This is a genomic window from Eubacterium sp. CAG:156, from assembly GCF_000434315.1.
Taxonomy (GTDB): domain Bacteria; phylum Bacillota; class Clostridia; order Lachnospirales; family Lachnospiraceae; genus Eubacterium_U; species Eubacterium_U album.
Genome location: NZ_FR878172.1, coordinates 37,085 through 63,117, shown reverse-complemented (window position 1 = coordinate 63,117; position 26,033 = coordinate 37,085). Strand labels below are relative to the sequence as shown.

General features: G+C 32.3%; 26 protein-coding genes. 22 read left to right on the top strand and 4 right to left on the bottom strand.

Annotated features, from left to right (window positions below):
• Positions 1-442: hypothetical protein (locus ABMA45_RS08240; RefSeq protein WP_348030125.1), on the top strand; the 442-nt coding region annotated here is incomplete at its 5' end.
• A gap of 167 nt (positions 443-609) precedes the next feature.
• Complete coding sequence (locus ABMA45_RS08235; RefSeq protein WP_347994870.1) at positions 610-864, top strand: tyrosine-type recombinase/integrase; 255 nt, start codon at positions 610-612, stop codon at positions 862-864.
• A gap of 244 nt (positions 865-1,108) precedes the next feature.
• On the opposite strand, the gene ABMA45_RS08230 is transcribed toward ABMA45_RS08235, so the two are convergent.
• Positions 1,109-2,266 (bottom strand): helix-turn-helix domain-containing protein, encoded by a 1,158-nt coding sequence (locus tag ABMA45_RS08230; protein ID WP_022089414.1) that lies wholly within the window; start codon positions 2,264-2,266, stop codon positions 1,109-1,111.
• Positions 2,267-3,016: 750 nt separating this feature from the next.
• Here ABMA45_RS08230 and ABMA45_RS08225 point away from each other — a divergent pair.
• The 15 genes from ABMA45_RS08225 (at position 3,017) to ABMA45_RS08155 (ending at position 16,611) form a co-directional block, all read left to right on the top strand.
• On the top strand, positions 3,017-3,433 hold the full coding sequence (locus ABMA45_RS08225) for a hypothetical protein (RefSeq protein ID WP_022089413.1): 417 nt from the start codon (positions 3,017-3,019) through the stop codon (positions 3,431-3,433).
• Positions 3,434-4,149: 716 nt separating this feature from the next.
• Positions 4,150-4,719, top strand: coding sequence for an AAA family ATPase (locus ABMA45_RS08220; protein WP_022089412.1), 570 nt, complete (start codon positions 4,150-4,152; stop codon positions 4,717-4,719).
• Between the two features lie 217 nt (positions 4,720-4,936).
• On the top strand, positions 4,937-6,397 hold the full coding sequence (gltX, locus tag ABMA45_RS08215; RefSeq protein ID WP_022089411.1) for a glutamate--tRNA ligase: 1,461 nt from the start codon (positions 4,937-4,939) through the stop codon (positions 6,395-6,397).
• 260 nt (positions 6,398-6,657) lie between these two features.
• Positions 6,658-8,496, top strand: a complete 1,839-nt coding sequence (locus tag ABMA45_RS08210) for an ATP-dependent helicase (protein ID WP_022089410.1) — start codon at positions 6,658-6,660, stop codon at positions 8,494-8,496.
• A 52-nt stretch (positions 8,497-8,548) separates the two neighbouring features.
• Positions 8,549-8,851 carry a DUF1292 domain-containing protein gene (locus tag ABMA45_RS08205; RefSeq protein WP_022089409.1) on the top strand — a complete coding sequence of 101 codons (303 nt, stop codon included), beginning with the start codon at positions 8,549-8,551 and terminating at the stop codon, positions 8,849-8,851.
• 30 nt (positions 8,852-8,881) lie between these two features.
• Positions 8,882-9,415 carry an SH3 domain-containing protein gene (locus tag ABMA45_RS08200; RefSeq protein ID WP_022089408.1) on the top strand — a complete coding sequence of 178 codons (534 nt, stop codon included), beginning with the start codon at positions 8,882-8,884 and terminating at the stop codon, positions 9,413-9,415.
• Between the two features lie 213 nt (positions 9,416-9,628).
• Positions 9,629-10,927 carry a bifunctional folylpolyglutamate synthase/dihydrofolate synthase gene (locus ABMA45_RS08195; protein ID WP_022089407.1) on the top strand — a complete coding sequence of 433 codons (1,299 nt, stop codon included), beginning with the start codon at positions 9,629-9,631 and terminating at the stop codon, positions 10,925-10,927.
• A gap of 20 nt (positions 10,928-10,947) precedes the next feature.
• Positions 10,948-11,508, top strand: a complete 561-nt coding sequence (gene folE, locus ABMA45_RS08190) for a GTP cyclohydrolase I FolE (protein ID WP_022089406.1) — start codon at positions 10,948-10,950, stop codon at positions 11,506-11,508.
• A complete protein-coding gene (gene folP, locus ABMA45_RS08185) occupies positions 11,499-12,308 on the top strand; it encodes a dihydropteroate synthase (RefSeq protein WP_022089405.1) in 810 nt (269 codons plus the stop codon). The genes folE and folP overlap by 10 nt, the downstream gene beginning before the upstream one ends.
• Positions 12,309-12,438: 130 nt before the next feature.
• Positions 12,439-13,311 (top strand): 2-amino-4-hydroxy-6-hydroxymethyldihydropteridine diphosphokinase, encoded by an 873-nt coding sequence (gene folK, locus ABMA45_RS08180; protein WP_022089404.1) that lies wholly within the window; start codon positions 12,439-12,441, stop codon positions 13,309-13,311.
• A gap of 23 nt (positions 13,312-13,334) precedes the next feature.
• On the top strand, positions 13,335-14,462 hold the full coding sequence (locus ABMA45_RS08175) for a bifunctional chorismate mutase/prephenate dehydratase (RefSeq protein ID WP_022089403.1): 1,128 nt from the start codon (positions 13,335-13,337) through the stop codon (positions 14,460-14,462).
• Positions 14,463-14,520: 58 nt separating this feature from the next.
• Positions 14,521-15,333 (top strand): alpha/beta hydrolase, encoded by an 813-nt coding sequence (locus ABMA45_RS08170; RefSeq protein ID WP_022089402.1) that lies wholly within the window; start codon positions 14,521-14,523, stop codon positions 15,331-15,333.
• Positions 15,334-15,528: 195 nt separating this feature from the next.
• Entirely contained in the window at positions 15,529-15,870 is a 342-nt protein-coding gene (locus ABMA45_RS08165; RefSeq protein WP_022089401.1) for a nucleotidyltransferase domain-containing protein, read from the top strand.
• The gene (locus ABMA45_RS08160) at positions 15,863-16,255 is read left to right on the top strand and encodes a HEPN domain-containing protein (RefSeq protein WP_022089400.1); all 393 of its coding nucleotides are present in this window, start codon (positions 15,863-15,865) and stop codon (positions 16,253-16,255) included. Before ABMA45_RS08165 ends, ABMA45_RS08160 begins: the two co-directional genes overlap by 8 nt.
• A gap of 233 nt (positions 16,256-16,488) precedes the next feature.
• Complete coding sequence (locus ABMA45_RS08155) at positions 16,489-16,611, top strand: recombinase family protein (protein WP_022089399.1); 123 nt, start codon at positions 16,489-16,491, stop codon at positions 16,609-16,611.
• A 437-nt stretch (positions 16,612-17,048) separates the two neighbouring features.
• On the opposite strand, the gene ABMA45_RS08150 is transcribed toward ABMA45_RS08155, so the two are convergent.
• Both ABMA45_RS08150 and ABMA45_RS08145 read right to left on the bottom strand, forming a co-directional pair.
• Complete coding sequence (locus ABMA45_RS08150; protein WP_348030119.1) at positions 17,049-17,963, bottom strand: alpha/beta hydrolase; 915 nt, start codon at positions 17,961-17,963, stop codon at positions 17,049-17,051.
• Between the two features lie 72 nt (positions 17,964-18,035).
• The gene (locus ABMA45_RS08145) at positions 18,036-19,670 is read right to left on the bottom strand and encodes an ABC-F family ATP-binding cassette domain-containing protein (protein WP_022089397.1); all 1,635 of its coding nucleotides are present in this window, start codon (positions 19,668-19,670) and stop codon (positions 18,036-18,038) included.
• Positions 19,671-19,990: 320 nt separating this feature from the next.
• Here ABMA45_RS08145 and ABMA45_RS08140 point away from each other — a divergent pair, with 320 nt between their 5' ends.
• The 4 genes from ABMA45_RS08140 to ABMA45_RS08125 all read left to right on the top strand — a co-directional run bounded on the left by ABMA45_RS08140 (position 19,991) and on the right by ABMA45_RS08125 (position 24,705).
• The gene (locus ABMA45_RS08140; RefSeq protein WP_022089396.1) at positions 19,991-21,811 is read left to right on the top strand and encodes a glycogen debranching protein; all 1,821 of its coding nucleotides are present in this window, start codon (positions 19,991-19,993) and stop codon (positions 21,809-21,811) included.
• 90 nt (positions 21,812-21,901) lie between these two features.
• Entirely contained in the window at positions 21,902-22,636 is a 735-nt protein-coding gene (locus tag ABMA45_RS08135) for a TraX family protein (RefSeq protein ID WP_022089395.1), read from the top strand.
• A 114-nt stretch (positions 22,637-22,750) separates the two neighbouring features.
• Positions 22,751-24,142 (top strand): MATE family efflux transporter, encoded by a 1,392-nt coding sequence (locus tag ABMA45_RS08130; RefSeq protein WP_022089394.1) that lies wholly within the window; start codon positions 22,751-22,753, stop codon positions 24,140-24,142.
• A 14-nt stretch (positions 24,143-24,156) separates the two neighbouring features.
• Positions 24,157-24,705, top strand: a complete 549-nt coding sequence (locus ABMA45_RS08125) for a histidine phosphatase family protein (protein ID WP_022089393.1) — start codon at positions 24,157-24,159, stop codon at positions 24,703-24,705.
• Positions 24,706-24,768: 63 nt separating this feature from the next.
• On the opposite strand, the gene ABMA45_RS08120 is transcribed toward ABMA45_RS08125, so the two are convergent.
• Positions 24,769-25,245, bottom strand: coding sequence for an S-ribosylhomocysteine lyase (locus ABMA45_RS08120; protein WP_022089392.1), 477 nt, complete (start codon positions 25,243-25,245; stop codon positions 24,769-24,771).
• 162 nt (positions 25,246-25,407) lie between these two features.
• On the opposite strand from ABMA45_RS08120, the gene ABMA45_RS08115 reads away from it, so the two are divergent.
• Complete coding sequence (locus ABMA45_RS08115; RefSeq protein ID WP_022089391.1) at positions 25,408-25,965, top strand: TetR/AcrR family transcriptional regulator C-terminal domain-containing protein; 558 nt, start codon at positions 25,408-25,410, stop codon at positions 25,963-25,965.
• Positions 25,966-26,033 lie beyond the last annotated feature (68 nt).

Genomic DNA, 26,033 nt, shown 5'->3' with positions numbered 1-26,033 from the left:
TGAGACAACACCTGAAATAGAAACTACAACTGAGAAAACAGAGACAACATCAGCAGTAGAAACTACAAAGCCACAGGAGTCAAATACAAATGCACAAACAACGACTAAAAAACAACCAAGTCAGACTACAAAAACATCATCTGTAAAGGTTGGAAAGACAGTTGTTAAAAAAGCAATTAAAAAGAAAAATGCTAAGAAAATAAGTCTTACATTGAAGAGAGTTAAAGGCGCAACCAAGTACAAAGTACAGATTGCAAAAGATAAGAAGTTTAAAAAGACAATAGTGACAAAAACAACTAAGAAATTGACATATAGTGTATCAAATAGCAAGTTTATAAAGGCTAAAAAATTGTATGCAAGAGCAAAAGCCATTGTTGTCAAAGGAGAGAAAACTTATCAGGGCAAATGGTCAAAGCCAAAGCAGGTTGAGATAAAAAAATAAAATTATAAACAGTTAAATAGAAGGGAAAGCCAAAATCCGGTTTTCTCTTCTTTTTTAATGCTTGGAAATAGACAAACAGCCATATGACAAAACGTTACCTCAAGGATTGGGCTTATTCAAAAATTATAGACTATCAATTAACCTCTAAAGCCTTTGGCAGTATGGCATTGATATTACGAGAAATTTTTGATTTGGCTTCTGATGAAGAATTTAACATTATTGACAGAAATATTAAATATCGGTCTGTTCATAAGATAAGAAAAACTGTATGTTCTACTCTGATTGATTCAGGTATCAATATTAACACAGTTCGTGAAATCATGGGACACTCCGACGAAGAAACAACTTTAAGAAATTATACATTTGACACTAATGAAGCGTCAGACACCGATAAAGCAGTCATTAAAGCCTTATCTATTTAGCTAACAGTAACTACAAGGTAACTTAAAAGTAATTAAAAGTAACCTTATTTATCGGGATAAATTGCCAGAACCCCTTTATTTATGGGGGCTCTGAACAATTCACTTTAGGGTTCGATGTCTCGCCTACCGGCTCGGTCGTTGCTTCTGCTACGCAGAGGTGTCCACCGGATGACCGCAACCCGTCTCGCACTTTTTTTATGGTGCGCCTCGAACCCACACGGGTTATCTTAATAAAAGGTAAAGTCTAGTTATTTTTGTTGCTTTTTATTACAGTAGCAAATTTTTGACCATTATTATCCATGTTGCAACCAATTACAAAATCAATGATTTCCTGCAATTGTTGTGCCATAAATTCTTTTGTATAAGATTCCATATAACCTATTGCACGGTCATTGTATTTGGCACGTTCAGTCTCTGATGCAAGAACTTCCTGATGATATTCATACATGCTTTTCATTTGTTCTTTTAATTCATCTAAATATTTTTTTGCCTCATCGATATTGTCTAATCGAATTTCTGCAAAAATAATAAACTTATAAATATCTCTCATAAAGCCTCGACAATATGATTTCATTTCTTTTTTCTGGCAAAAAGTTTCCATTAATGAAAGAGAATATTTGCCATGTTCAACAGCTTTCTTAGGATTTCCCCAAGCAAAACTTTGTACTGCATATAAATTCTCTTTGTTAATTGCTCTGACAAAATTTTGAAGATTAACAGTTAAAACTTTACTCATTTCTTCAAATCCATTTTCAAATAAAGTAATTTGAGCTAGTATGCTTTCCTGCAGACGATTCGATTTTATTGTTGGAAGCTGTTCGATATGCTCCCTGGCATATGCATAATTTCCATCATGAATATAAATCCAGGCGAGTGCGAAATGAGCTCTTTCATTCCATTCTCTATCATCTGTAAATCTTATTGCATTTGAACCATATTTAATTGCAAGTTCCCTAAATTCAGACCATTTATCTTCCGCAAAATGATTATAGTGAACAAAACGGCTTAAATTTGCAACCTGCTCTACGAAATAAACTGAATAAATATAATTATCAGGATCTTCGTAGATCTTCTTTAACATGAACTGGCATTTTGCCAATGCAGCTTCCTCGTTGCTTTCTGCATCTGCTTCAATTTTTTCGATGTTTCTCTTAAGATTAATATAGATTTGACTGTCATATTTTTCTTCATTAATGCCAAAAAGTGAGTCCGTAGAAACACGAAGAGTTTTTGCAAGTGGTACAACTAAAGAAATATCCGGCATTCCGGTTCCGTTTTCCCATCTGCTTACCGCCTGTGGTGTTACTCCTACATGCATAGCAAGTTCTTCTTGTGTTAAACCTAATTGTTTACGTATTTTTTTTATATTATTTCCTATTGATTCCATAAAATTTTTAGTCAATAATCTGGCATCCTCCTAATTGATTATCGGTACCGTGATTAAAATATATCATTGAACATTTGACTATACAAACAATGCTCTATTACATGAATTCAATTTTGCGTTGAGTTAAAAAGAGCAGGGGTGTTGTTAAAAAAGTATAACATAGCTTGTTATTAATTTAGCAAAATCTTTAGAATAGTTAAATTATTAATACTGAATGAAAGATAGTAAAAGGTGTGACTATATTGACGGTGTATAGCACAAACACGTTTCAAGCGATGAAAGTGTAATATATAAGTCAAAATACTACCACCATGGCGCAAAACCAGTTAAATAAACACTCAACATATAAAATAGTGTACTAAAAATAAAAAATGAGAACTTTAATTATTCGGTGAAAAAAAGTATTATAATTAATATAAAATTGAAAGGGAGCAGATTATTTATCTGTTCGGATATAGATTTTCCATCAAGGAAAATCAGGAGAGGGTTTAAATATTATATAGTGTAACGGGAGGTAAAAGGGAGCAGTAGTTGCTCTCTTTTATTGTATAAAGTGATAATTTAATTTAAGTATTTTTGTATAGTCATACAAAGTCGTGTAAAGTTGGTGTGATTTTATGGAAATCAAAAATGTAATCTGATATAATAGCAACTAACGGCGACGTCGGTAAGAACGGCTAGTCATGTAACGATTTAGATATATGAAGGTATTGGTTAATTAACCATTATATATCATAAAATAAAAGACGCAAAGGAGACAGAATAATGGGCGAATTAGTTTTTAGAGGCATTCAGGTAAATGAAATCGACATGTCAAATGAATTACAGGGACAGGTAAAGTTAGATATTGAACAGAGAGCATCTTTCAATGTTAAATATACACAGGATATGAAACATTGTATCGCAACTTGTGTAGTAGATATGATGAATAAGAATGCACCAAATGATTTTAATTTCAAAATAAGCGTAAGAGCAAGCTTTGATATTGAAGGAGAAATGGAAAAGAAAGAAGTACATAAGAAAGCATACGATGAAATGTATCCACATATGAGAGCATTAACAATGTCAGTACTGACAACAGCAGGTATGCCACCTATTGTAATTCCAAAGATTAAGATGGATGAAAACAACATCAAAGTTGAATCAGGAAACAAAAAAGAAGAAGAGAAGTTCTATAGCTAAAGTAAAATATAACAATATAATAATAAAGTGAGAAGAAAAATTTCTTAATTATAATTAAATATAACAGTAAAAAAATAAGAAAGGATTTTCTTCAATTGCAATTAAATATAATGATAAAAAAGGGATAAAAACATTTTTATCCTTTTTTTATTGGTTAAATAGTAAAAATAGGAGAAAAAGCTTCAAAAATTTACAAAAACGACCTAAAAAATGTGCATTATGTATAAAGAAATAGATGAAACATAGAAAAAATTCACAAAAAAAATAATATTTTTAAAGAATATTGCAAAAAACGTTTTTAATTATTAAACTAAAGAAGTATTAGATTTTTAGGTAATATAATAATCTAAACCCTTTCAATTTTATGGCATCTTAGAGGCATCTAAGATGCCATTTCCTGTTTCTGATGTAGAATCAATTTGAAAAAAGTGTTTATTCTATAAAAAAGATTCCCATAGTGCTATTAGTAAAAATAAAAAACTCACCATAATTGTACTTGATAAAATCAAAAAAGTTCACCATAATAGTATTTAGTAAAATTAAACAAAAATAAAGTAAATAATTAGAGCTACTTTCTTATGCTATTCCTATTGACTAATAAAGAATAGAAGTGGTAAAATAATTTGAAAATCGGGTTTTTTGTAACGATTTTTTTAGGAAAGAAAATTCTATATTTTACAATAAAGATAATATGTTAGAAAGAGGTTGTAATCATTATGAAGAAATTAATTCTGGTAACATCACCACCAGCATGTGGTAAGACATTTGTAACAAGAAAATTAGCTAAGGCAATGCCTAATTGTGTATATCTTGATAAGGATACATTAATTGTATTATCAAAACAGATATTTGTAGTTGCTAATCAAGAATATAACAGAAGTTCAGATTTCTTTGAAGAAAATATTAGAGATTATGAATATGATGCAATAATGGAAGTTGCATATGAAGCATTAGAGTACAATGATACAGTATTTATCAATGCTCCATTTACAAGAGAAGTAAGACAGCCTGAATATATGGAAAACTTAAGACAGCAGTTATTAAAACGTGGTGCTGAATTAGTTGTTGTTTGGGTTAAATGTGACGTAGAAGTTTGTCGTCAGAGAATGATTCAGAGAGATTCAGACAGAGATACATGGAAATTAGAGCATTGGGATGAATATGTTAAGAAACTTGATTTCTCAATTCCACAGGGAATTAAGAATTTATTTGAATTTGACAATTCATCTGATAACTCATTTAAGGAATCATTAAAGAATGCAGTAGATTATTTCAATAATTTATAATTGCAGAATATTAAGAATTAGAAAAGATAAAAAGGATGTTATTACATAGATAGCTTTTAGCTTAGAGTGTAATGACATCTTTTTTGACGTAAAATATGATAAATAAAGGAATAGAAAAATCTTTAACCTGTCATACGAATCAATAGACAACCTATAAAAAATAAACTATAATAAAAATAGTGTGTAAAAAGAGATACTTAAATCGAGGAGAAAGAAAATGTCAAAGGTTAGAACAAGATTTGCACCAAGCCCAACAGGCAGAATGCATGTAGGAAATTTAAGAACAGCATTGTATGAATTTTTAATCGCAAAACATGAAGGTGGCGATTTTATTTTAAGAATTGAGGATACAGACCGTGAACGTTATGTTGAAGGTGCTGTAGACATCATTTATAGAACATTGGAATCTACAGGTCTTATACACGATGAAGGACCTGATAAAGATAAGGGATATGGTCCTTATATTCAGAGTGAGCGTCAGGCATCAGGAATTTATCTTAAGTATGCTAAGCAGCTTATTGAGCAGGGAGATGCATATTATTGTTTCTGTGACAAGGAAAGACTTGAATCTTTAAAGACAAAGGTAGAAGAAGGTGCTGATAAGGAAATTACAGTTTATGACAAGCATTGCCTTTCATTATCAAAAGAAGAAGTAGAGGCTAATCTTGCAGCAGGAAAGCCATATGTTATCAGATTCAATATGCCAACAGAAGGAACAACAACTTTTGTTGATGAAATTTATGGTGAAATAACAGTTGAAAATAAGGAATTAGATGACATAATTTTAATTAAGTCTGACGGATATCCAACATATAACTTTGCAAATGTAATTGATGATCATCTTCAGGAGATTACACATGTAGTAAGAGGAAATGAATATATTTCATCATCACCAAAGTATCAGAGAATATATGATGCATTTGGATGGGAATCACCAAAGTACGTTCATTTGCCATTAATTACAGATGAAAATCACAAGAAGTTAAGCAAGAGAAGCGGACATTCTTCATATGAAGATTTACTTGAGCAGGGATTTGTTTCAGAGGCAATTGTTAATTATATAGCACTTCTTGGATGGAGCCCTGAAGATAACAAGGAAATCTTTACATTAGATGAATTGATTAAAGAATTCGATTATCATAAGGTAAATAAATCACCATCTGTATTTGACATTGTTAAATTAAAATGGATGAACGGTGAATATATTAAGGCGATGGATAATGACAAGTATTATGAACTTGCAATGCCATATATAAAGAAAGTAATTACAAAGGATTACGATTTAAAGAAGATTCTTGATATGGTAAAAACAAGAATTGAAGTGTTCCCTGAAATTCCTGAAATGGTTGATTTCTTTGAAGAATTACCTGAATATGATGTGGCTATGTACACACATAAGAAGATGAAAACAAATTCTGAAAATTCATTAGAAGTATTAGAGGAATTATTACCAATATTAGAAGCTACAGACGATTATTCAGTACAGAATCTTCATGATGTAGTATTTGAATATATTGCTAAGAAGGAATGCAAGAATGGTCAGGCTTTATGGCCACTTAGAACAGCAGTGTCAGGAAAGCAGATGACACCTGCCGGAGCTTTTGAAATAATGGAAGTTATTGGTAAGGAAGAATCCTTAGCAAGAATTAAAAAAGGAATTGAAATGTTAAAAGCATAGTATATAAAAATATGGGTATATCGCTTTGAGGCGGTGTGCCCATATTTTATGGCCAAATGAGACTATTATAATAAAGCATATACTAAAATATAAAAAAGTCGAAAACTAATAAAAAGTTATTATCATTACCGCATGGTGTGATAGTAGCTTTTTTGGATATGGATTTTAGTTCGGCAAAAAATAAGTAGGCAAAATTACTGTTGAAAGAATATATACAATATGATACCATCTAAAAAGAGAGATGCCGCGAAAGGTGACATATGTTTAATGAAAGTCAGTTAGAGGCAATAAATCATATTGATGGACCTGCATTAGTATTAGCGGGTCCTGGCAGTGGAAAAACAACGGTAATTACCAGAAGAACAAAGAAACTTATAGAGGAAGGAGTAAGTCCTGATAATATTCTTGTAGTTACATTTACGAAGGCAGCAGCAGTAGAAATGCAGGAAAGATTTACGAATCTGATGAATGAATCTGATAGTAATAGAAACGAAATAATAACTTATCCTGTTTCATTTGGAACATTTCACAGTATATTTTATAGGATTATACAAGATAGTAATGGAAGAAAGTGTTCGATATTAACAGAGCAGAATAAGGCAGATATTATCAAGGAGATAGTTGCCAGATTAAAAGTACAGACTAATGATTTGATGGAGTTTACAAGATGTATAATCGGAGAAATAAGTAAAGTTAAGGGAAATGGAATACCTTTAGATGAATATGAATCATTAGTGTGCAAAAAGGAAGAATTTGACAGAATTTATGCTGAGTATAATTGCGAATTGCGGGAAAATAATAAAATAGATTTTGATGACATGGTAATTATATGTAATGAAATATTTAAAAATGATGAAAAAGCATTACAAAAATGGCGGGATAAATATAGATATGTATTAATAGATGAGTTTCAGGATATTAATAAAATGCAGTATGAAAATATAAAAATGTTAATAACTCCGAGAAATAATGTTTTTATAGTAGGGGATGATGACCAGGCAATTTATGGATTCAGGGGTTCTGTACCAAGGCTGATGTTTGATTTTAAGAAGGATTTTCCTGATTGCAAAGAAATTTTATTAAACATCAATTACAGATGTCCGGAGGAAGTTTTACAGATGTCGTTAAGTCTCATTGAAAATAATAAAGAAAGATTTAGTAAAAAAATTATTGCAAATAAAAAATTTAAAGATATAAATAAACCTGATGTGAGGATATTTTACAATCAAAAAGAAGAATTTGAATATATAGCAAAGAAAATAAATCAATATCAAAAGGCAGGAATTGAATTAAAAAACATTGCAATACTTGTAAGAAATAACAGCCAGATTCCTTCAATAAAAAATGTGTTTTCGGATTATAGGATTAATTCCAGCGTAAAGAAGAAAAAACAAAGCATATACGACAATTCGGTGGGAAAAGATATATTATCGTATGTAAGATGTGCCTATTCAGATTTAAATAAACCTATTTGTGAAAATGAAGATTTAGTAAGAATTATGAATAAGCCTGTGAGGTATATAAGCAGACAGGTTATGAATGACAATAATATGAATTTTTATAATCTGAAAAAGATATATGGGCATAATGACGAGATAATGAATAACATAAGAAACTTAGAGTTTCATTTTAAAATGATAAGAAGAATGAATCCGGAAGCCTGTGTTTTGTATATAAAGAACGGATGCAATTATGAAAAATATTTGCAACAGTATTCAAAAGAAAAGGGCATAAAATTTTCAAAATTATCAGATATAATAAATATAATTCAGTATGATGCTCAGAAATATGAAACAGTTGAAGCATGGATGAAACATGCAATGGATAATGAGACGGCAAAAGAGTGTGAGGGAGTAAATATAATTACAATGCATAGTGCTAAGGGGCTTGAGTTTGAGGTGGTTTTTATAGTTGATGCAAATCAGGGCCTTATTCCTTCAGCAAGGGCAATAAAACAGGATGAAGTTGAAGAAGAAAGAAGATTATTTTATGTTGCAATGACAAGAACAAAGAAAAAACTGCACATTTTTGGAATGCGGCAAAATCTTGGAAATACAATGCAAATGTCGCAGTTTGTGGGAGAAGCATTGCAATTTTAGGCGGTTTTTGATAAAGTAGTGGTATTAAAAATATAATTAATAGAGGTGAACTATGGGAAAACAGTTTGAAGATGATGAAGATGACATGGATATGTATGTAACAATAGAATTTGATGATGGCTCAGAAGTAGATTACAAAGTAATTGGCATTTTTGAGATTGAAGGTCAGGATTATGTAGCAGTATCTGATGATTATGAAGAAGATAAGCCAGATTTTTCAGTAGAATTTTATCGTCATTATGAAGATGAAGAAGGAACACCTTCAATTGAATCTATACCTGATGATGAAGAATATGAAATGGTAGCAGAAGTATTTGAACAGATTTATGCAGAAGAAGAGGATGCAGAAGAATAAATTGCATCTTAAAAAGGAGGCAGAGTTAATATGCCAAGAACTTATGATGATGAGATACAGCAGAGAATTTTAGAAAGAAAGAAAAGAGCTGAGCAGGCCAGAGAAGAACAAATCAGAAAGAGAAATCAGGTTTTTATGATTGGTGGCATAGCTTTAGTTGTTTTAATTGTTCTGATAATAATTATCTCAAAGATTGCTTCCGGAGGAAGTAAGAAAAAGAATGAAGTACCTACTACAACACCTGTGGTAGAGACAACAACTCAGGAACCAACTACTGTTGAAGAAACAACACAGGCGGTACTTACAATGTACACTACAGATACATTAAATTTGAGACAGTCAGCCAGCACAGAAGCTGAGATTATAACACAGGTACCTTCAGGAAAAGCTGTTACAGTTTTAAATAACGAAGGAGAATGGTATCAGGTACAGTATGGTGACAAGCAGGGCTATCTTAAAGCTGAGTATCTTAAGGCAGATGAAAGTCAGACGACACAGCAGGCTGGGGAGTCAGGCACAGTTGCAGAGACTACAAGTGCAGTAGAAACAACTTCTACACCTTAGAATGTATTTAGGATTTCGGGAACACGAAGTGCGAAGAAATCCGTGTATCATAGGGGCAGAACACCTTTTGACCCCAACATCATATGATATAATAAAAGTTGCAGCATATTTGCTGCAACTTTTATTGTATAGAAAATGTAATTTTTGTTATGAAACCTTTATTATGAAAAATGCAAAATATAGAATAAGATTAGATATAAAAGAGAGAAGATTATGAATTATAGTGAAGCAAGAAAATTTGTTGAAGAAACTGCAAAATATGGAAGCATATTAGGATTAGATACTATAAAAACACTGCTTGGTGAACTTGGAAATCCTCAGGATAAAGTGAAAATAGTTCATGTTGCGGGAACAAACGGAAAAGGTTCAGTTTTTACATTTGTACAGAATGTGCTTTTACAGGCAGGGTATCATGTTGGCAGATATGCTTCTCCGGCAGTATTTGAGTATAGAGAAATAATTCAGTTTGATGGGAAAAATATAACTGAAGAAGAATTTGCAAAATATATAACAACGGTAAATATGGCTTGTGAAAGAATGGTAAGAAAAGGAAAGCACCACCCTACATCGTTTGAGGTTGAAACAGCGTTGGCTTATTTATATTTTTCAAACAAGCCTTGTGACATAGTTTTGATAGAAACAGGTATGGGTGGAGAGACAGACGCAACCAATGTGGAAAAGGAAGCATTATGCAGTGTTATAACATCGATTAGTCTGGATCATATGCAGTTTTTAGGAGAAACTATAGAAGAGATTGCCAGGGTTAAATCTGGAATAATTAAAGAAAACAGTGATGTAGTAGTGGCAAATCAGGATGAAAGCATAATAAATGTTATAAAGTCTAAGGCAGAAATTAAAAATAGCAAAGTTGTTGTAGCAAATGAACCTTACAACATAAAGATAGATGGGTATATAACTTCATTTGACTATGTAACGGCAAATGATACAAAACTGTCTATTAAAATATCAATGATGGGAGCATATCAGTTAATTAATGCCTGTACAGCTATTGAAACGTTAGAAGTCTTAAGAAATAAAGGGTATAATATTTCGGATGAAAATATAATAGAAGGAATGAAGAATGCAAAATGGCCTGGAAGAATGGAGATAATAAATGAGTCTCCGCTTATTGTAATTGATGGTGCTCATAATCCTGGAGCGGCAGTTAAGCTTAAAGAATCTATAGAAATGTATTTTACAAATAAAAGAATAGCCTTTATAATGGGAGTGTTGGCGGATAAGGACTACAGTAAGGAAATAAAAATTGTAGCAGGTTTAGCCAAAAAGATTTTTACAATTACGCCAGATAATAAAAGAGCACTTAATGGTAAAGCGTTAGCTTTGGCGGTTGCCGATTCTAATAAGAATGTGATATTTGAACCAACATTAGAAGAAGCAGTAAAGGAAGCAGAAAAATTGTACAGAAATAATGAAATAGATATGATACTTGCTTTTGGTTCCTTATCGTACTTAGGTGATTTGAAAAATATTATTAATGACGCAAACAGTTAAAGCCGGAAGGAGAGATTGACATGTTTGACAAGAAAAAAATTGAGCAGGCGATTACATTATTGTTAGAGGGTATTGGAGAAGATGTAACAAGAGAAGGGTTAGTGGATACTCCAAACCGTGTGGCACGTATGTATGAGGAACTGCTTTCAGGGATGAATCAGGATCCCGGGGAACATTTAGCAAGAACATTTTCGTGTGATAATAGTGATGTTGTTATTGAAAAAGACATTACATTCTATTCAACTTGCGAACACCATTTAATGCCGTTTTACGGTAAGGCACATATAGCGTATATTCCAAATGGAAAAGTGGTAGGAATAAGCAAACTTGCAAGAACTGTCGAAGTGTATGCAAGACGACTTCAGATTCAGGAACAGATGACTAATCAGATAGCAGATGCTCTTATGGAATATTTGGATGCAAAGGGTGTATTAGTTTTAGTTGAAGCTGAGCATATGTGTATGTCAGCAAGAGGAATAAAAAAGCCGGGAAGCAAAACCATTACAATTGCTTCAAGAGGTGAATTTAATGCAGATAAAGAATTGAAAAGAGAAATTATGGGAGTTTTACAATGCAAATAGGAAAATATTATTTTGATTTAGACAACGAACCTGTTATTATGGGAATTTTAAATGTAACACCGGATTCATTTTCAGATGGTGGTAAATTTAATTCAATAGACAGAGCTTTAAAGCATACAGAAGAGATGATTAGAGATGGTGCAAAGATAATAGATGTAGGTGGAGAATCTACAAGACCGGGATACACAAAGATAAGTGACGAAGAGGAAATAGAAAGAACTGTACCTATTATTGAAGCAATAAAAAATAATTTTGATGTAGCAGTATCTCTTGATACTTACAAAGGAAATGTTGCCAAAGCAGGTGTGAAAGCCGGAATAGATATGATTAACAACATCTGGGGATTTAAATATGATGAGGAAGTAGCAAAATCAATAGCAGGAACAGATGTTGCAGCATGTGTAATGCATAACAGACCTAAAGCAGAATATGATAATTACGTTGAAGATTTATTAAATGACTTAAAAGAAAGTGTTGATATAGGAAGAAGAAACGGTGTAAATGACAGCCAGATAGTGCTTGATCCGGGAGTAGGTTTTGGTAAAACATACGAACATAATCTTCAGATTATTAATGAATGTGACAAGGTAGTAAATCTTGGATTCCCTGTGCTTCTTGGAACTTCAAGAAAATCAGTTATCGGTCTTACATTAGATATTCCTGCACCTGAAAGAAGTGTTGGAACATGTGCTACAACTGTTATCGGATATGAAAGAGGTTGCAGAATATTCAGAGTACATGATGTAAGAGATAATTATCAGGCACTTTTGATGGCTCAGGCTATTTGCAAACAAAGATAAGATAATATTTAATGTAAATGAATAAGAAATAAAGTGACATCAAAGTTGAGGTTTTTGATCCCGGCATTATATTTATGTCACTATTATTATAGAAGATTAATCTAATTTTAAATATATTAATGGAGTATTTATGGACATTATTAGAATAGAGCAACTTGAGATATTCGCATATCATGGATGCAATGAAGAAGAAAAGAGAGATGGTCAGAAATTTTATGTAGATGCTAATCTGTATACAGATGTAATGACACCGGGACTCAGCGATGATTTAGAGGATACGGTTAATTATGCAAAAGCATGTAAATTTATAAATAAGTTTTTAACTGAAAACAGATTTGATTTAATTGAGGCAGTTGCTGAGCAGACAACAAGGGCATTATTAAAAGAATTTCCGAAAATAAGAAAAGTAGATTTTACTATAAATAAGCCAAATGCCCCTATTAAATTACCATTTGGAAATGTGGCTGTAAGTGTGAGCAGAGAGTGGCATAAGGCATATCTTAGCATAGGCTCAAATATAGGTGATAAAGAGGGATATCTTAATCAGGCTGTAGATATGCTATATGATGATGAAAACTGTAAAGTAGGAGCAATTTCCAAGTTTATACAGACAAAGCCTTATGGTCCGGTAGAACAGGATGATTTCTTAAACGGATGTGTTGAAATTGAAACATTATATTCTCCACAGGAATTATTGAAGGCTGTTAATGCTATCGAGGCATCAGCTAACAGAACAAGAGAAATTCACTGGGGACCAAGAACATTAGATGTGGACATTGTTTTATATGATGATGAAATAGTTGCAGACAGCAATTTGTTTATTCCACATAGAGAAATGCATAAAAGGGAATTTGTGTTAGAACCATTAGTACAGATTGCGCCATATGCAATAAATCCAATAAGTAAAAAGACAGCAGAACAGCTTTTAGATGAATTAAGAGGACAGTCAGAAAATGTTAATTCGGGATGTGCAGGATGTCAGGGCTGTGCAATGAGAAAATAAATCATAGAGAAGCAGGTACTATTATGTTAGATCTTAAAGAAACAAGAGGCGAGATTGATCGCGTAGATAAACAGATTATAGAATTATTTGAAGAGAGAATGGAACTTTGCAAGGAAGTTGCAGAGTATAAACTTTATACAGGAAAGCCTGTATTAGACAGAAAAAGAGAATTGGAAAAAATCGCAGTTCTTAAATCTATGGCTTCAGATGAATTTTATGCTCATAGCATTGAAGAATTATTTGAGCAAATAATGTCAATGAGTAGAAAACTTCAGTATAAGCTTTTAACAGAAGAAGGAATAAATAATGATATAGGATTTGATATCATAAGTAAACTTCCTATGGAAAATGTTAAGGTGGTATATCAGGGAATTGACGGAGCGTACAGTCAGCAGGCAGCTATGAGTTATTTTGGTGACAATGCTACATACCACAATGTACTTGCTTTTAAACAGGCAATGAAAGAAGTAAGAGATGGAGTTGCAGATTATGCTGTACTTCCATTTGAAAATTCAACAGCAGGAATTGTAACAGATGTATATGATTTACTGGTTGAATTTGAAAATTATATAGTTGATTCATTTGATGTAAAAATCAGCCATTGTTTAAGTGCGGTAAAAGGAACAACTTTAGAAACAATTAAAGAAGTTTATTCTCATCCACAGGCGTTAATGCAAAGTAGCAAATTTATTGATGAATACGGATGGAATAAAGTAAATTGTGCTAATACTGCAATTGCGGCACAGATTATATCTCAGGAAAAAGATAATACAAGAGCATGTATTGCAAGCAAAAATGCAGCTAAGCTATATGGATTAGAAGTTTTAGCTGAAGATGTAAATCAAAGCAGTATAAATACAACAAAGTTCATAATAGTAAGCCGTAGAAAGATTGCAAGACGTGAAGCAAATAATATATGTATAAGTTTTGAAATGCCGCATGAAAGTGGTTCATTGTATACAATGCTTTCACATATTATTTATAATGATTTGAATATGACAAGAATTGAATCAAGACCGGTTCCGGGAAAGAAATGGGAATACAGATTTTACGTTGAATTTGAAGGAAAATCAGACCAGCCGGGAGTTGTTAATGCTTTAAGTGGTATTAATGCAGAGGCGTTAAATATGCAGATTTTAGGAAATTATTAGAAATATAATTTTATGACGGATGAAAAAACTTTGAATTTTCAAAGGGAAAGGAAAGAATATGATACACAAAAAGATTAGTGTAAAGATAGGGGAGCATCATCCAACAGCTGAGATAACTACATATATGATTGGCAATTCAGAAGAATTGTACGATGGAAGATTAAGACCATTGATTATTATATGTCCGGGTGGCGGTTATGAGATGACGTCTGATAGAGAAGCTGAAGGAATTGCTTTAAAATTCATGGCTATGGGATATCATGCTGCAGTATTAAGATATTCGGTAAAACCGGCAGTTTATCCAACAGCATTATTACAGTTAGCAGCAACTGTTAAGTATTTTAGGGAAAACTCAGATAAATATTACATAGATGCAGACAAGATAATTATCTGTGGATTTTCAGCGGGTGGTCATTTGGTTGCAAGTTATGGAAATTCATGGAATAAAGCACAGTTTACAAATAACAGGGCAAATGGAAATGAAGTATGCAGACCTAATGCACAGATTTTGTGTTATCCGGTTATATCATCAGGTAAATATGGACATAAGGAATCAATAGAAAACCTTTTAGGAGACAGATTTGATGAACTTAATTATAAAATGTCCATGGAAAAATATGTGAACAATGATACTCCACAGACTTTTATATGGCATTGCTTTGATGATGAGACAGTACCTGTAGAAAATTCACTAATGTTTGCGACAGCATTAAGACAGCATAATATACCTACAGAATTACATGTGTTTGCAGGTGGAGCACATGGAATCGGAACAGCAGGAGAACTTACAATGAGTTCTGACGGATATGGAGTAGTGAAGGAATGTGAATGCTGGATGGATTTGGCAAATGCATGGATAAGGAATATATAGTAATAGTTAAATATATAAGCATGTTTGAATGATTTGTAATTATTTGGACATGCTTATTTTTTCATGCTAATATACAAGGAACATATTATTTAGTAGAGTAATAATTTGATTGATTTTCCATAAGATTATACATATAATAAAGATAAAAGAGCAGATAACCATGCATAGCAATAGATTAAAAATGAGGTAATATTTATGTGTACTCAAAATGAACTTCAGATTATATTGAAAAAAATAGTGAAAGTGTATCGTGAGGTATATGGTGATAATATTGTGAAAGTGATTTTATATGGTTCATATTCCAGAGGAGATTATGAAAAGGATTCAGATATTGATATTGTTGCGATTGTAAATGGAAACCGGGAGTTGTTACAAAAACAACTAGTTCGGGTATGGGATGCTTCATCAGATTTGGAATTAGAATATGAAACAATCGTATCACCAACTGTCATTCCATATGAGGAATACATGAAGTATAAGAACGATTTACCATATTATAGGAATATTGACAGAGAGGGAGTGGAGATAAGTGCCTGATAACAGAATTGATTTAATGAAATATCGTATGAAAATGGCAAAGGAAAGATTGGAGTCTGCAAAACTGTTATTGGATAATGGACAATTTAAAGATTCTATTGGCAGGTCATATTATGCAATGTTTACTTCCGTTAGAGCAATATTAGCATTAGATGGACAGGATTTTTCGAAACATGCTGGTGTAATTTCTTATTTTCAAAAGAATTATATCAAAACGGGAGTATTTGATGTTAAATATTCAAAGTATTTAAGTCAGGCATTTCAAATAAGAAACAACACAGATTATGCAGACTTTTTTATTGTATCAGCAACAGATGCCAGAGAACAATATGAAAAGGCAATGGATTTTTATAAGGAGATTGATGAGTACATTAAGAAACAATAATTGTATGTTTGAAAGACAATCCTCAAAGAGCAAATCGCTGTTTGGGGATTTTGTTTTGCAATCTATATAAAATAAAACATCTCTTTCCGTTTATATTTTTTCTACCCATGAGAAGATGTTACGAAACTATTAAGAACTATTAAGATACCCGAAATCTATAAACGAAACAGTTGAAATCTTTTCATTTATATCTTATAATACGCGAACACATTATTATGAGAGAGGTGTTTTTAATGATTTACGGATATGCAAGATGTTCTACGAATGAGGAATTACAGGACATTAACAGACAGGTTCGAGAGTTGAAACAACAGGGTGCGACCGACACTACAATCTATTTAGAATATGAAAGATAAAAGGTGCTAGTGGTTATACTATTTACTATAAGACATCAAAGAAAGGTCTTTGGAAGGAACTAAAGAGTGTTTCAGCTAAGAAAACAAGTTACAGAAAGAAAAAATTAAAGAGTGAAAAGAAATATTACTTTACTGTTAATGCATATAAAAAGGTTAATGGCGAGAAAGTATATGGAAAATTCACAACTAAGGAAATCAAAGTTAAATAGTAAACATAAAGAGAAAATCCTCGAATGGTAAAAATACTGTTGGATGATTTTAGTATATAGCCTAATCAAATTATAAATTGTAAATAATTCATATTAGTTTCTCTTTATTTTGATATAAAAGTATTGAGACATAAATAAAGTAAAAGCCAGCGTATTGAAACGCTGGCTTTTAACAGAGAAATATAATTTCAGATGAAACAATCTTTCTCTTTCAGATGTGATAGATTTCTATTCTCTTGAAGTTTCAATTCCAAGTTTAATTTCTATAAATTTTAAAATATCTTTAAAAACTTCTTCTCTATCGGGTTCGTTAAACAATTCATGTCGCATGCCGGGATAGGTATTTGAAAAAGTATTCTGGAATCCTCTTTTCTTTAAAAGAAGTACGGATTCTTTAAATTTCTTATCGTTAATTTTGCAAGGATCATCATCACCGGAGATAAACATTATTTCTAAATCACGGTTTTTATTTTTATAGCCATCTTTATTGTAGACATACTGCATTAAAGAAAATAATGAGTAGTAGCCGTTTAGTGTGAAATCAAATCCACATCTTTCGTCTTTGTTATATTTGTCAACCTCATAAAGGTCACTGCATAACCAGGCGTTTTTAATTCCATCTTTTTTAAATGGTTTTTCAAATGGTCCGTTTAACATCCTTGAAATAAAAGGACTTCTGTATCTGTTTCCAACAAAAACCTCCATAACGCGAATCAGAATTTTACCTAATTCTGTAAATGAATTTTCAGATGGTGAACCACATACAACTAAAGCATCAATCTTCTCTGAATGTTTCTTAATGTAACCTCTTACAAGAAGAGAACCCATACTGTGACCAATTAAAATTAATGGAAGATTAGGGTATTCTCTTTTTAAAAATGTAGTATAGTCGTCAATATCCTGAATAAGTCCCTTGTAACCATCTTCGCCAAAATATCCATAGTCGTCAGGAGTAAGAACATTTTCTCCGTGTCCTTTAATATCTGCAATTGCACAGATAAATCCTTTATCACTGAAATATTTAAGTACATGGTTGTAACGATTACGGTGTTCACACATACCGTGAACAAATTCTATAATTCCTATTGCCTCCATATCTCCGGGAGGCAACATTATAGTTGCAGGTCTCATAATATTCTCCATTCTATTACATCATAAAAGTAATATGAATTGTAATGAAAATGATATTTAACAATATATCGTAGTAATACTAAATTAGTTATCAGAATCCTGACCGTCCATTGTATATACAGTACGCTTTCTTGCCATTTCGTCATTTTCAAGATATTCATCATAAGTAGTAACTTTATCGATTAATTTACCGTTTACAATTTCAATGATACGGTTAGCTGTTGTCTGAACTACCTGATGATCTCTTGAAGAGAATAATAATACGCCAGGGAATTTGATTAATCCGTTGTTAAGTGCTGTAATACTTTCCATGTCTAAATGGTCAGTAGGTTCGTCAATAATTAAAACATTAGCACCTGAAATCATAAGCTTTGATAACATAACTCTAACCTTTTCACCACCGGATAAAACTCTAACTTTCTTAACACCGTCTTCGCCGGCAAATAACATTCTTCCAAGGAATCCTCTTACGTATGTAGGATCTTTAATCTCAGAATATTGTGTCAGCCAGTCAACAATGATGTCGTCACAATCGAAGTCTTTTGTGTTGTCCTTAGGGAAATATGACTGAGAAGTTGTAATTCCCCATTTATATGAACCTTCATCGGGTTCCATTTCTCCGGCTAAAATCTGGAATAATGTTGTCTTTGCAAGTCCATTAGAACCAACAAAAGCAATTTTATCTTCGTGTCCGACTACAAATGAAATGTCATCTAACACTTTAACACCGTCAATTGTTTTTGATAAATGCTCTACAGTTAATACTTCATTTCCGATTTCACGGGCAGGACGGAAATCAATGTATGGATATTTACGGCTTGATGGCTTAATGTCGTCAAGTTCGATTTTTTCCAAAGCACGTTTTCTTGATGTTGCCTGTTTTGATTTAGAAGCATTAGCACTGAATCGCTGAATAAAGTCCTGTAATTCTTTGATTTTTTCTTCTTTCTTTCTGTTAGCTTCTTTCATCTGCTTAACGATTAACTGGCTTGATTCATACCAGAAATCATAGTTTCCGGCATAAAGCTGAATCTTAGCATAATCAATGTCTGCAATCTGAGTGCAGACTTTATTTAAAAAGTATCTGTCATGAGATACAACAATAACTGTGTTGTCAAAATTGATTAAGAATTCTTCTAACCATCCGATAGCATCTAAGTCTAAGTGGTTTGTAGGTTCGTCAAGAAGAAGAATATCAGGGTTACCAAATAATGCCTGGGCAAGTAATACTTTAACCTTTAAATTACCGTTTAAATCTTTCATTGTGCTGTAATGGTATTCTGTATCTACACCTAAACCATTTAAAAGAGTAGCGGCATCACTTTCAGCTTCCCATCCGTTCATTTCTGCAAACTCACCTTCTAATTCTGAAGCACGGATTCCATCTTCATCACTAAAATCAGGCTTTGCATAAATGGCATCTTTTTCTTTCATAATTTCGTATAATCTCTGGTTACCCATAATAACAGTATCAAGAACAGTATATTCATCATACTGGAAATGATCCTGCTTTAAGAATGAAAGACGCTCACCCGGAGTTATAATAACTTCACCGCTTGTTGGCTCAAGTTCACCTGTGAGAATTTTTAAAAATGTTGATTTACCGGCACCGTTAGCACCAATTAATCCGTAACAGTTACCCGGTGTAAATTTAATATTTACGTCTTCAAATAAGGCTTTCTTGCCAAATCTCAATGAAACATTACTTGTACTTATCATTTAATATTACCTCTCATGAATTTATAATACTCAAAAATTTTCCGTAAATTAGAGTATATCAGTTTTTATCTATTAAAGCAACGGTGAAAAATACATATAAATAGGAAAATAAAATTTTGAAAAATAGCAATTGTGACAATGAAAAATAAAATTATAAGGATGTAAAATTAAATTCAAGGTTTCTCTTATATTTTTACTATGATATAATTACATTTGTATTAGGGTCTGTAATAAGCAATAATGTATTGCGTAAACAACAAAAGCTTAAGTTTACTTACAGATTTTTATGATAAAAATGGTCAGCAAATCAAGGAGGCAGCATGGATATAACTAATATAAAAATCACAAGAGGAAACCCTTTAATAATGGGGGCAAGCGTAATTGGAAATAAAGTTAATTTTGCAATTACCGCAAAGAATACAAGTCAGTGTAAAGTGATTCTTTATGACAGAGAGACAGGAAAAGAAGAACAATTATCATTTGAGGCTTCTCAGGTTATAGGCAATGTTCATGCAATGTCAGTAGAAGGTTTGGATTATAGAAAATACGACTATAATTTTATTGTTGATGGAAATATTGTAACTGATTTATATGCAAAGTCGCTTTCAGGAAAGAAAGAATGGGGAGTACAGCCACAAAATTTAAGAGGAACAATTATAGATGATGATTATGATTGGGAAGGTGATGGCCCATTGCATCATCCATTTGATGAAACAATAATATATCGTTTGCATGTAAGAGGGTTTACAAAGCATAAGAGTGCAAAGTCAAAGCATCCGGGAACATATCTTGGAATTGTAGATAAGATTCCGTATTTAAAGGAACTTGGAATTACAATGATAGAACTTATGCCGGCATATGAATTTAATGAAGTATATGTTGAAAAACAGCCGACGTCAATGAAAGGTAGCTTTAGTATTCCTAATGAAAAATTAAATTATTGGGGATATACCGATGGATATATTTTTTCTCCAAAGGCTTCTTACGCTTATGCTAAGGAATCAGGCAGTGAAGTAGATGAATTTAAATATATGGTAAAGGAACTTCATAAGAACGGAATAGAAGTTTCAATGGAATTTTTCTTCCCGGAAGGAACGAATCCAACACTAATTTTAGATTGCCTTCATTATTGGGTTATGAGTTATCACATAGATGGAATTCATGCAAATTGTGAGCCGGCGGTTATGAAGATGATTCAGACGGATAATTTGTTATCAGATACAAAGATTTTTACATATAGTTTTGCTGCAGATACTGATTTTTATAATGACAGACCTGAAATAAAGAACCTTGCTAATTTTAATGATGATTTTATGGTGACAGCAAGAAGATTCCTTAAAGGGGATGAGGATATGATTAATACCATTTCATATAAGATTAAGGCAAATCCACCGGGAGTAGCCTATGTAAATTATGTGGCAAATCATAACACATTTACATTGTTTGACATGGTTTCATATGACAGAAAATATAATGAAGACAATGGTGAAAATAACAATGATGGTGCAGTATACAATTATAGCTGGAATTGTGGATTTGAAGGTGAAACCCGTAAGAAAAAGGTAATGGATCTTAGAAAGAAGCAGATGAAAAATGCTTTGGCATTAGTATTACTTAGTCAGGGAGTACCGATGATTTATGCAGGAGATGAGATGTGCAATTCTCAGAAGGGAAACAACAATCCTTATTGTCTTGACAATGAAATTTCATGGACAAACTGGAATACTAATGCATGTGCAAAAGAAATATTTGCATATACAAAGGCAATGATAAAGTTTAGAAAAGAACATAAGATTTTACACATGCCTGAAGAATTAAGATTAATGGACTATAAATCATATGGACTTCCGGATATGTCATATCATGGAAGTAAAGCGTGGTATCCGGATTTCGCACATATTAACAGACATTTTTCTGCTATGTATTGCGGAGTATACGCCATGGAGGCAGGAAGAGACGAAGAGGCAGATGTGTATGTAGCCTATAATATGCATTGGGAACCACAGAAATTTGGAATCCCATCAGCAAGAAAAAAGAAAAAATGGGAATTATTATGCACAACTGATTCAAATACAGCTTACGATGGTGACAGAATATTTACTGCCCAACCAAGGAGTGTGGCAATTTTAATTGCAAAATAATACTAGAAAGGAAAAGCCAATTACAATTTAGTGTAATTGGCTTATACATAATCTATGAATTTTCAGGAATTAAATAAAAAAGGAATGGGGATGTATATTGATTTGGATAAATATGGACTATCCTCATTTGCCTTAAAAATTATAGCTGTAGTGACTATGCTTATTGACCATATTGCTATGGCTTTTTTAGCGCAAGGCAGTAGTTTATATATGGTAATGAGAAGTATTGGAAGATTGAGTTTTCCTATATATTGCTTTTTACTTGTTGAAGGATTTTATCACACAAGAGATAAGAAAAAACATTTATATAGGCTTTTGCTATTTGCTGTTGTTTCGGAAGTACCTTACGATATGATACATGGACATTTTATAAATCTATTAGGTCAGAGCGTAATGGTAGGACTGCTTATAGGCTATATAATGATATGGATTTTATATAATATATCAATGTTTAGAATAAGATATCCAAAAATCTTATTAAAAGTATTTAGTTTTGGTACATTAAATTGGATTACCCAGTTAATTGCTGTATTTGGCGCTATGGGACTTGCATATATGCTAAAGGTTACTTACAGTTATACAGGAATTTTACTTATATTCTTTTTCTATACATTTAGAGAATATCATATAGGAAAAGCAATTGGAAATATGGTATTTAATATGGGATTTTATTCTTTGGGTATTCAATGGCTTGGAAGTTTAAGTGTTATTCCTATTGCCTTTTATAATGAAAAAAGAGGAAAATATAAATGGAAATGGTTTTTCTACCTTTTCTATCCGGTTCACTTGTTTGTACTGGCTGTAATTAAAATAGTTGTCTATTAAAAAGGTTTGTGTTATAGTACTCGATTGGAACTAAAAAATTATTAAACTAGAATTATTATAGATTGTTATATACTTAATATTTTAATAATCATGAGATAGCAGCTTGGAGGAAAAATGAGTCAGGAAATAGCAACAGAAGTAAAAGAAGAAAATAAAATGGGAACAATGCCTGTAGGTAAACTGATTTTTAATATGTCATTGCCTATGATGGTATCAATGCTTGTTCAAGCATTGTACAATATTGTGGATAGTATATTTGTTGCCAAATTGTCAGAAAATGCGTTGACAGCAGTTTCGTTAGCGTTTCCATTACAGACATTGTTAATTGCAGTGGGAGCAGGTACCGGAGTTGGTATGAACGCTTTATTATCAAAGTCATTGGGAGAAAAGAATTTTAAAAAGGCAAATGACACGGCGGCAAATGCAGCAGTATTATATATTTTAAGTTATATTTTATTCTTGATTTTAGGATTTAGTGTTGTTAAACCTTTTTATTTAAGTCAGATTGGCAATGCAGATGTTGAAATAATGGAAATGGGAATTGAATATTTGAGTACAGTTATGATTTTCTCATTTGGGTTATTTACACAGTTTTTCTTTGAACGTTTATTAACATCAACAGGAAGAACTATTTTCAGCATGACATCACAGCTTACAGGTGCAGTAACTAATATTATTTTAGACCCTATTTTAATATTCGGTTTATTTGGGGCACCAAAAATGGGTGTTACAGGTGCGGCGATTGCGACAGTTATTGGACAGTGTGTTGCAGGAATTGTGGCAGCCGCATGTAATCATAAATATAATCATGATGTTAAATTAAGCTTTAAAGGATTTAAACCGGACTTAAAAATTATTGGAACAATATATGCAGTAGGTGTTCCATCTATTATTATGCAGTCAATAGGTTCAATTATGACATATTGCATGAACCGCATTTTAATAGAATTTTCACCGACGGCAACGGCTGTTTTTGGTGTTTACTTCAAATTACAGAGTTTCTTCTTTATGCCTGTATTTGGATTGAACAACGGAATTACACCTATTATTGCTTATAATTATGGAGCAAAGCAGAGAAAACGTATGATTCATACCATTAAATTAAGTATGGCAGTAGCATTTTGTCTGACGTTTGTTGGATTTATAGCATTTGAAGCAATACCACAGGTACTTCTTGGAATGTTTAATTCTTCACAACAGCTGTTAGAAATTGGTATACCGGCACTTAGAATAATAGGAATTCATTTCTTAATTGCATGGTTCTGTATCGTTGCGGGAACAGTATTTCAGGCTTTAGGAAAAGCGGTATTTAGTATGATAGTTTCTATTATGCGTCAGTTATTTGTTTTAGTACCGGCAGCATATATTCTTGCAAAAGTAGGCGGATTACATGCAGTATGGTGGTCATTCCCAATTGCAGAAATTATTTCGTTGGCAGTATCACTTACATTTTTAATAAGGATTTATAATACAATCATAAAGAAATTACCGGAAGGAAGAGCATAGTTTAGGAGGCAAAAATGCTTTACATAATGCGACATGGAAAAACTGAATGGAATGAATTACATAAACTTCAGGGAAGAACAGATATACCATTAAATGAAGAAGGAAGACAGATGGCAAAAATTGCCGGGGAAAAATATAAAGATATTAATTTTGATGTATGTTATTGTTCACCTTTAGTAAGAGCGAAAGAAACAGCTAAATTAGTTCTTGAAGGAAGAAATGTTCCTATTATATATGATGAGAGATTAAGAGAGATGAGCTTTGGAATATATGAAGGAATGGAAAATCCGGCGAAAGCGACAGATAGTCCTATTCGTACATTTTTTAAAGAACCTGAAAAATACAAAGGAGTTAAGGAAGGCGAAACATTTTATGAGTTGTTTAAACGAACAGGAGAATTCCTTAAAGAAGTTGTTATGCCTGATTTAAATGAAGGAAAAGATGTTCTTATTGTAGGGCATGGAGCAATGAATTCAAGTATTGTGTGTCAGATTAGAAACCTTCCTTTAAGCAAGTTTTGGGATGCAGGTATAGAAAATTGTAAATTAATGAAATTAAAATAGTAATAGTAAAGACCCTCTTATTAAATAAGGTAAGAGGGTCTTTGTTATATATAACAATATATTTTATTCAGGATAAACTAATTGCTCAGGAGTAATATTTGATAAAATGTCATAATATTTTGCAGCAATAAATTTAGCCATATATAAATTTAAATCAAGATAATTTCCGCAGTCTTTTGCACTTGCACCCGGAATATCACCTTCATAGTTCTTTATAAATAGGAACATATCTTTTACAAGCTGCAATACATCATTAGAAGTGAGGTCTCCGGCAAGAATCATATAGAAACCTGTTCTACATCCCATTGGTCCAAAATATATAGTTTTATCACCCCACTCAAAGTTGTTTCTAAGGTAAGTTGCACCAAGATGTTCTATTGTATGAATTTCGGCAGTATTCATAACAGGTTCATAATTTGGACGGGTAATTCTAAGGTCAAATGTTGTAAGAACATTATCGCCTACTTTATCTTTTCTTGAAACGTAGACACCCGGTAATAATTTCAGGTGGTTTATTGTAAAACTTGTTATTTTATTCATTTTAAAATCCTCCGTAAATATATGATTAAATCGTATAATTTTACTATTTTTATAATTATAACACAGGTTGAAAAAAAGTGGAAACGTGTTATACTAAGCCATAGTTGTGAATATTATGGAGAGAGTGAACAGAGAATGCGTGTGAAACACTAGGAGGAGAATATGACAGGACAGGGAAAGCAGGCAATTGATTTAGCGTTGGCAGAAAGTTTCAAGGAACTTGCAAGTAGACATCCTATCGAAAAAATAACCATAAAAGATATTACGGATAAAGCAGGAGTAATCAGACCAACATTTTATAATCATTTTCAAGATAAATATGAACTGATAGAATGGATAGTTATGGAGCAGATTATAAGGCCGGCAGCTCCGTTAATTGAGAATGGTATGTTTAATGAAGCGGTTGTTTTAATGTTTACATCATTAGAAAAGGACAAGCCTTTTTATATGAATGCAGTAAAGTTAGAAGGACAGAATTCATTGCAGAGCATTGCAGAGGATTGTGTAAGACAGATACTACTTGCAATTATGGAGAAAAAGGGACCTAAGATGGATAAGGCTCATCCGTGGATTACGTATGAGAGGGTTGCACAGTTTTATGCGCAGTCTATGTGTTATATCGTTATAGAATGGATAAAGTCAGGGATGAATATCCCACCAAGAGAAATTGCAGCAGCGTATGAATATATGATGACTAAGCAGATGACAGATTTCTTTTAATGTTAAAATTTTGTGTCAGATGTAAAATACAATGATATTACAGTTGAATAAATCAAATATACAAATTG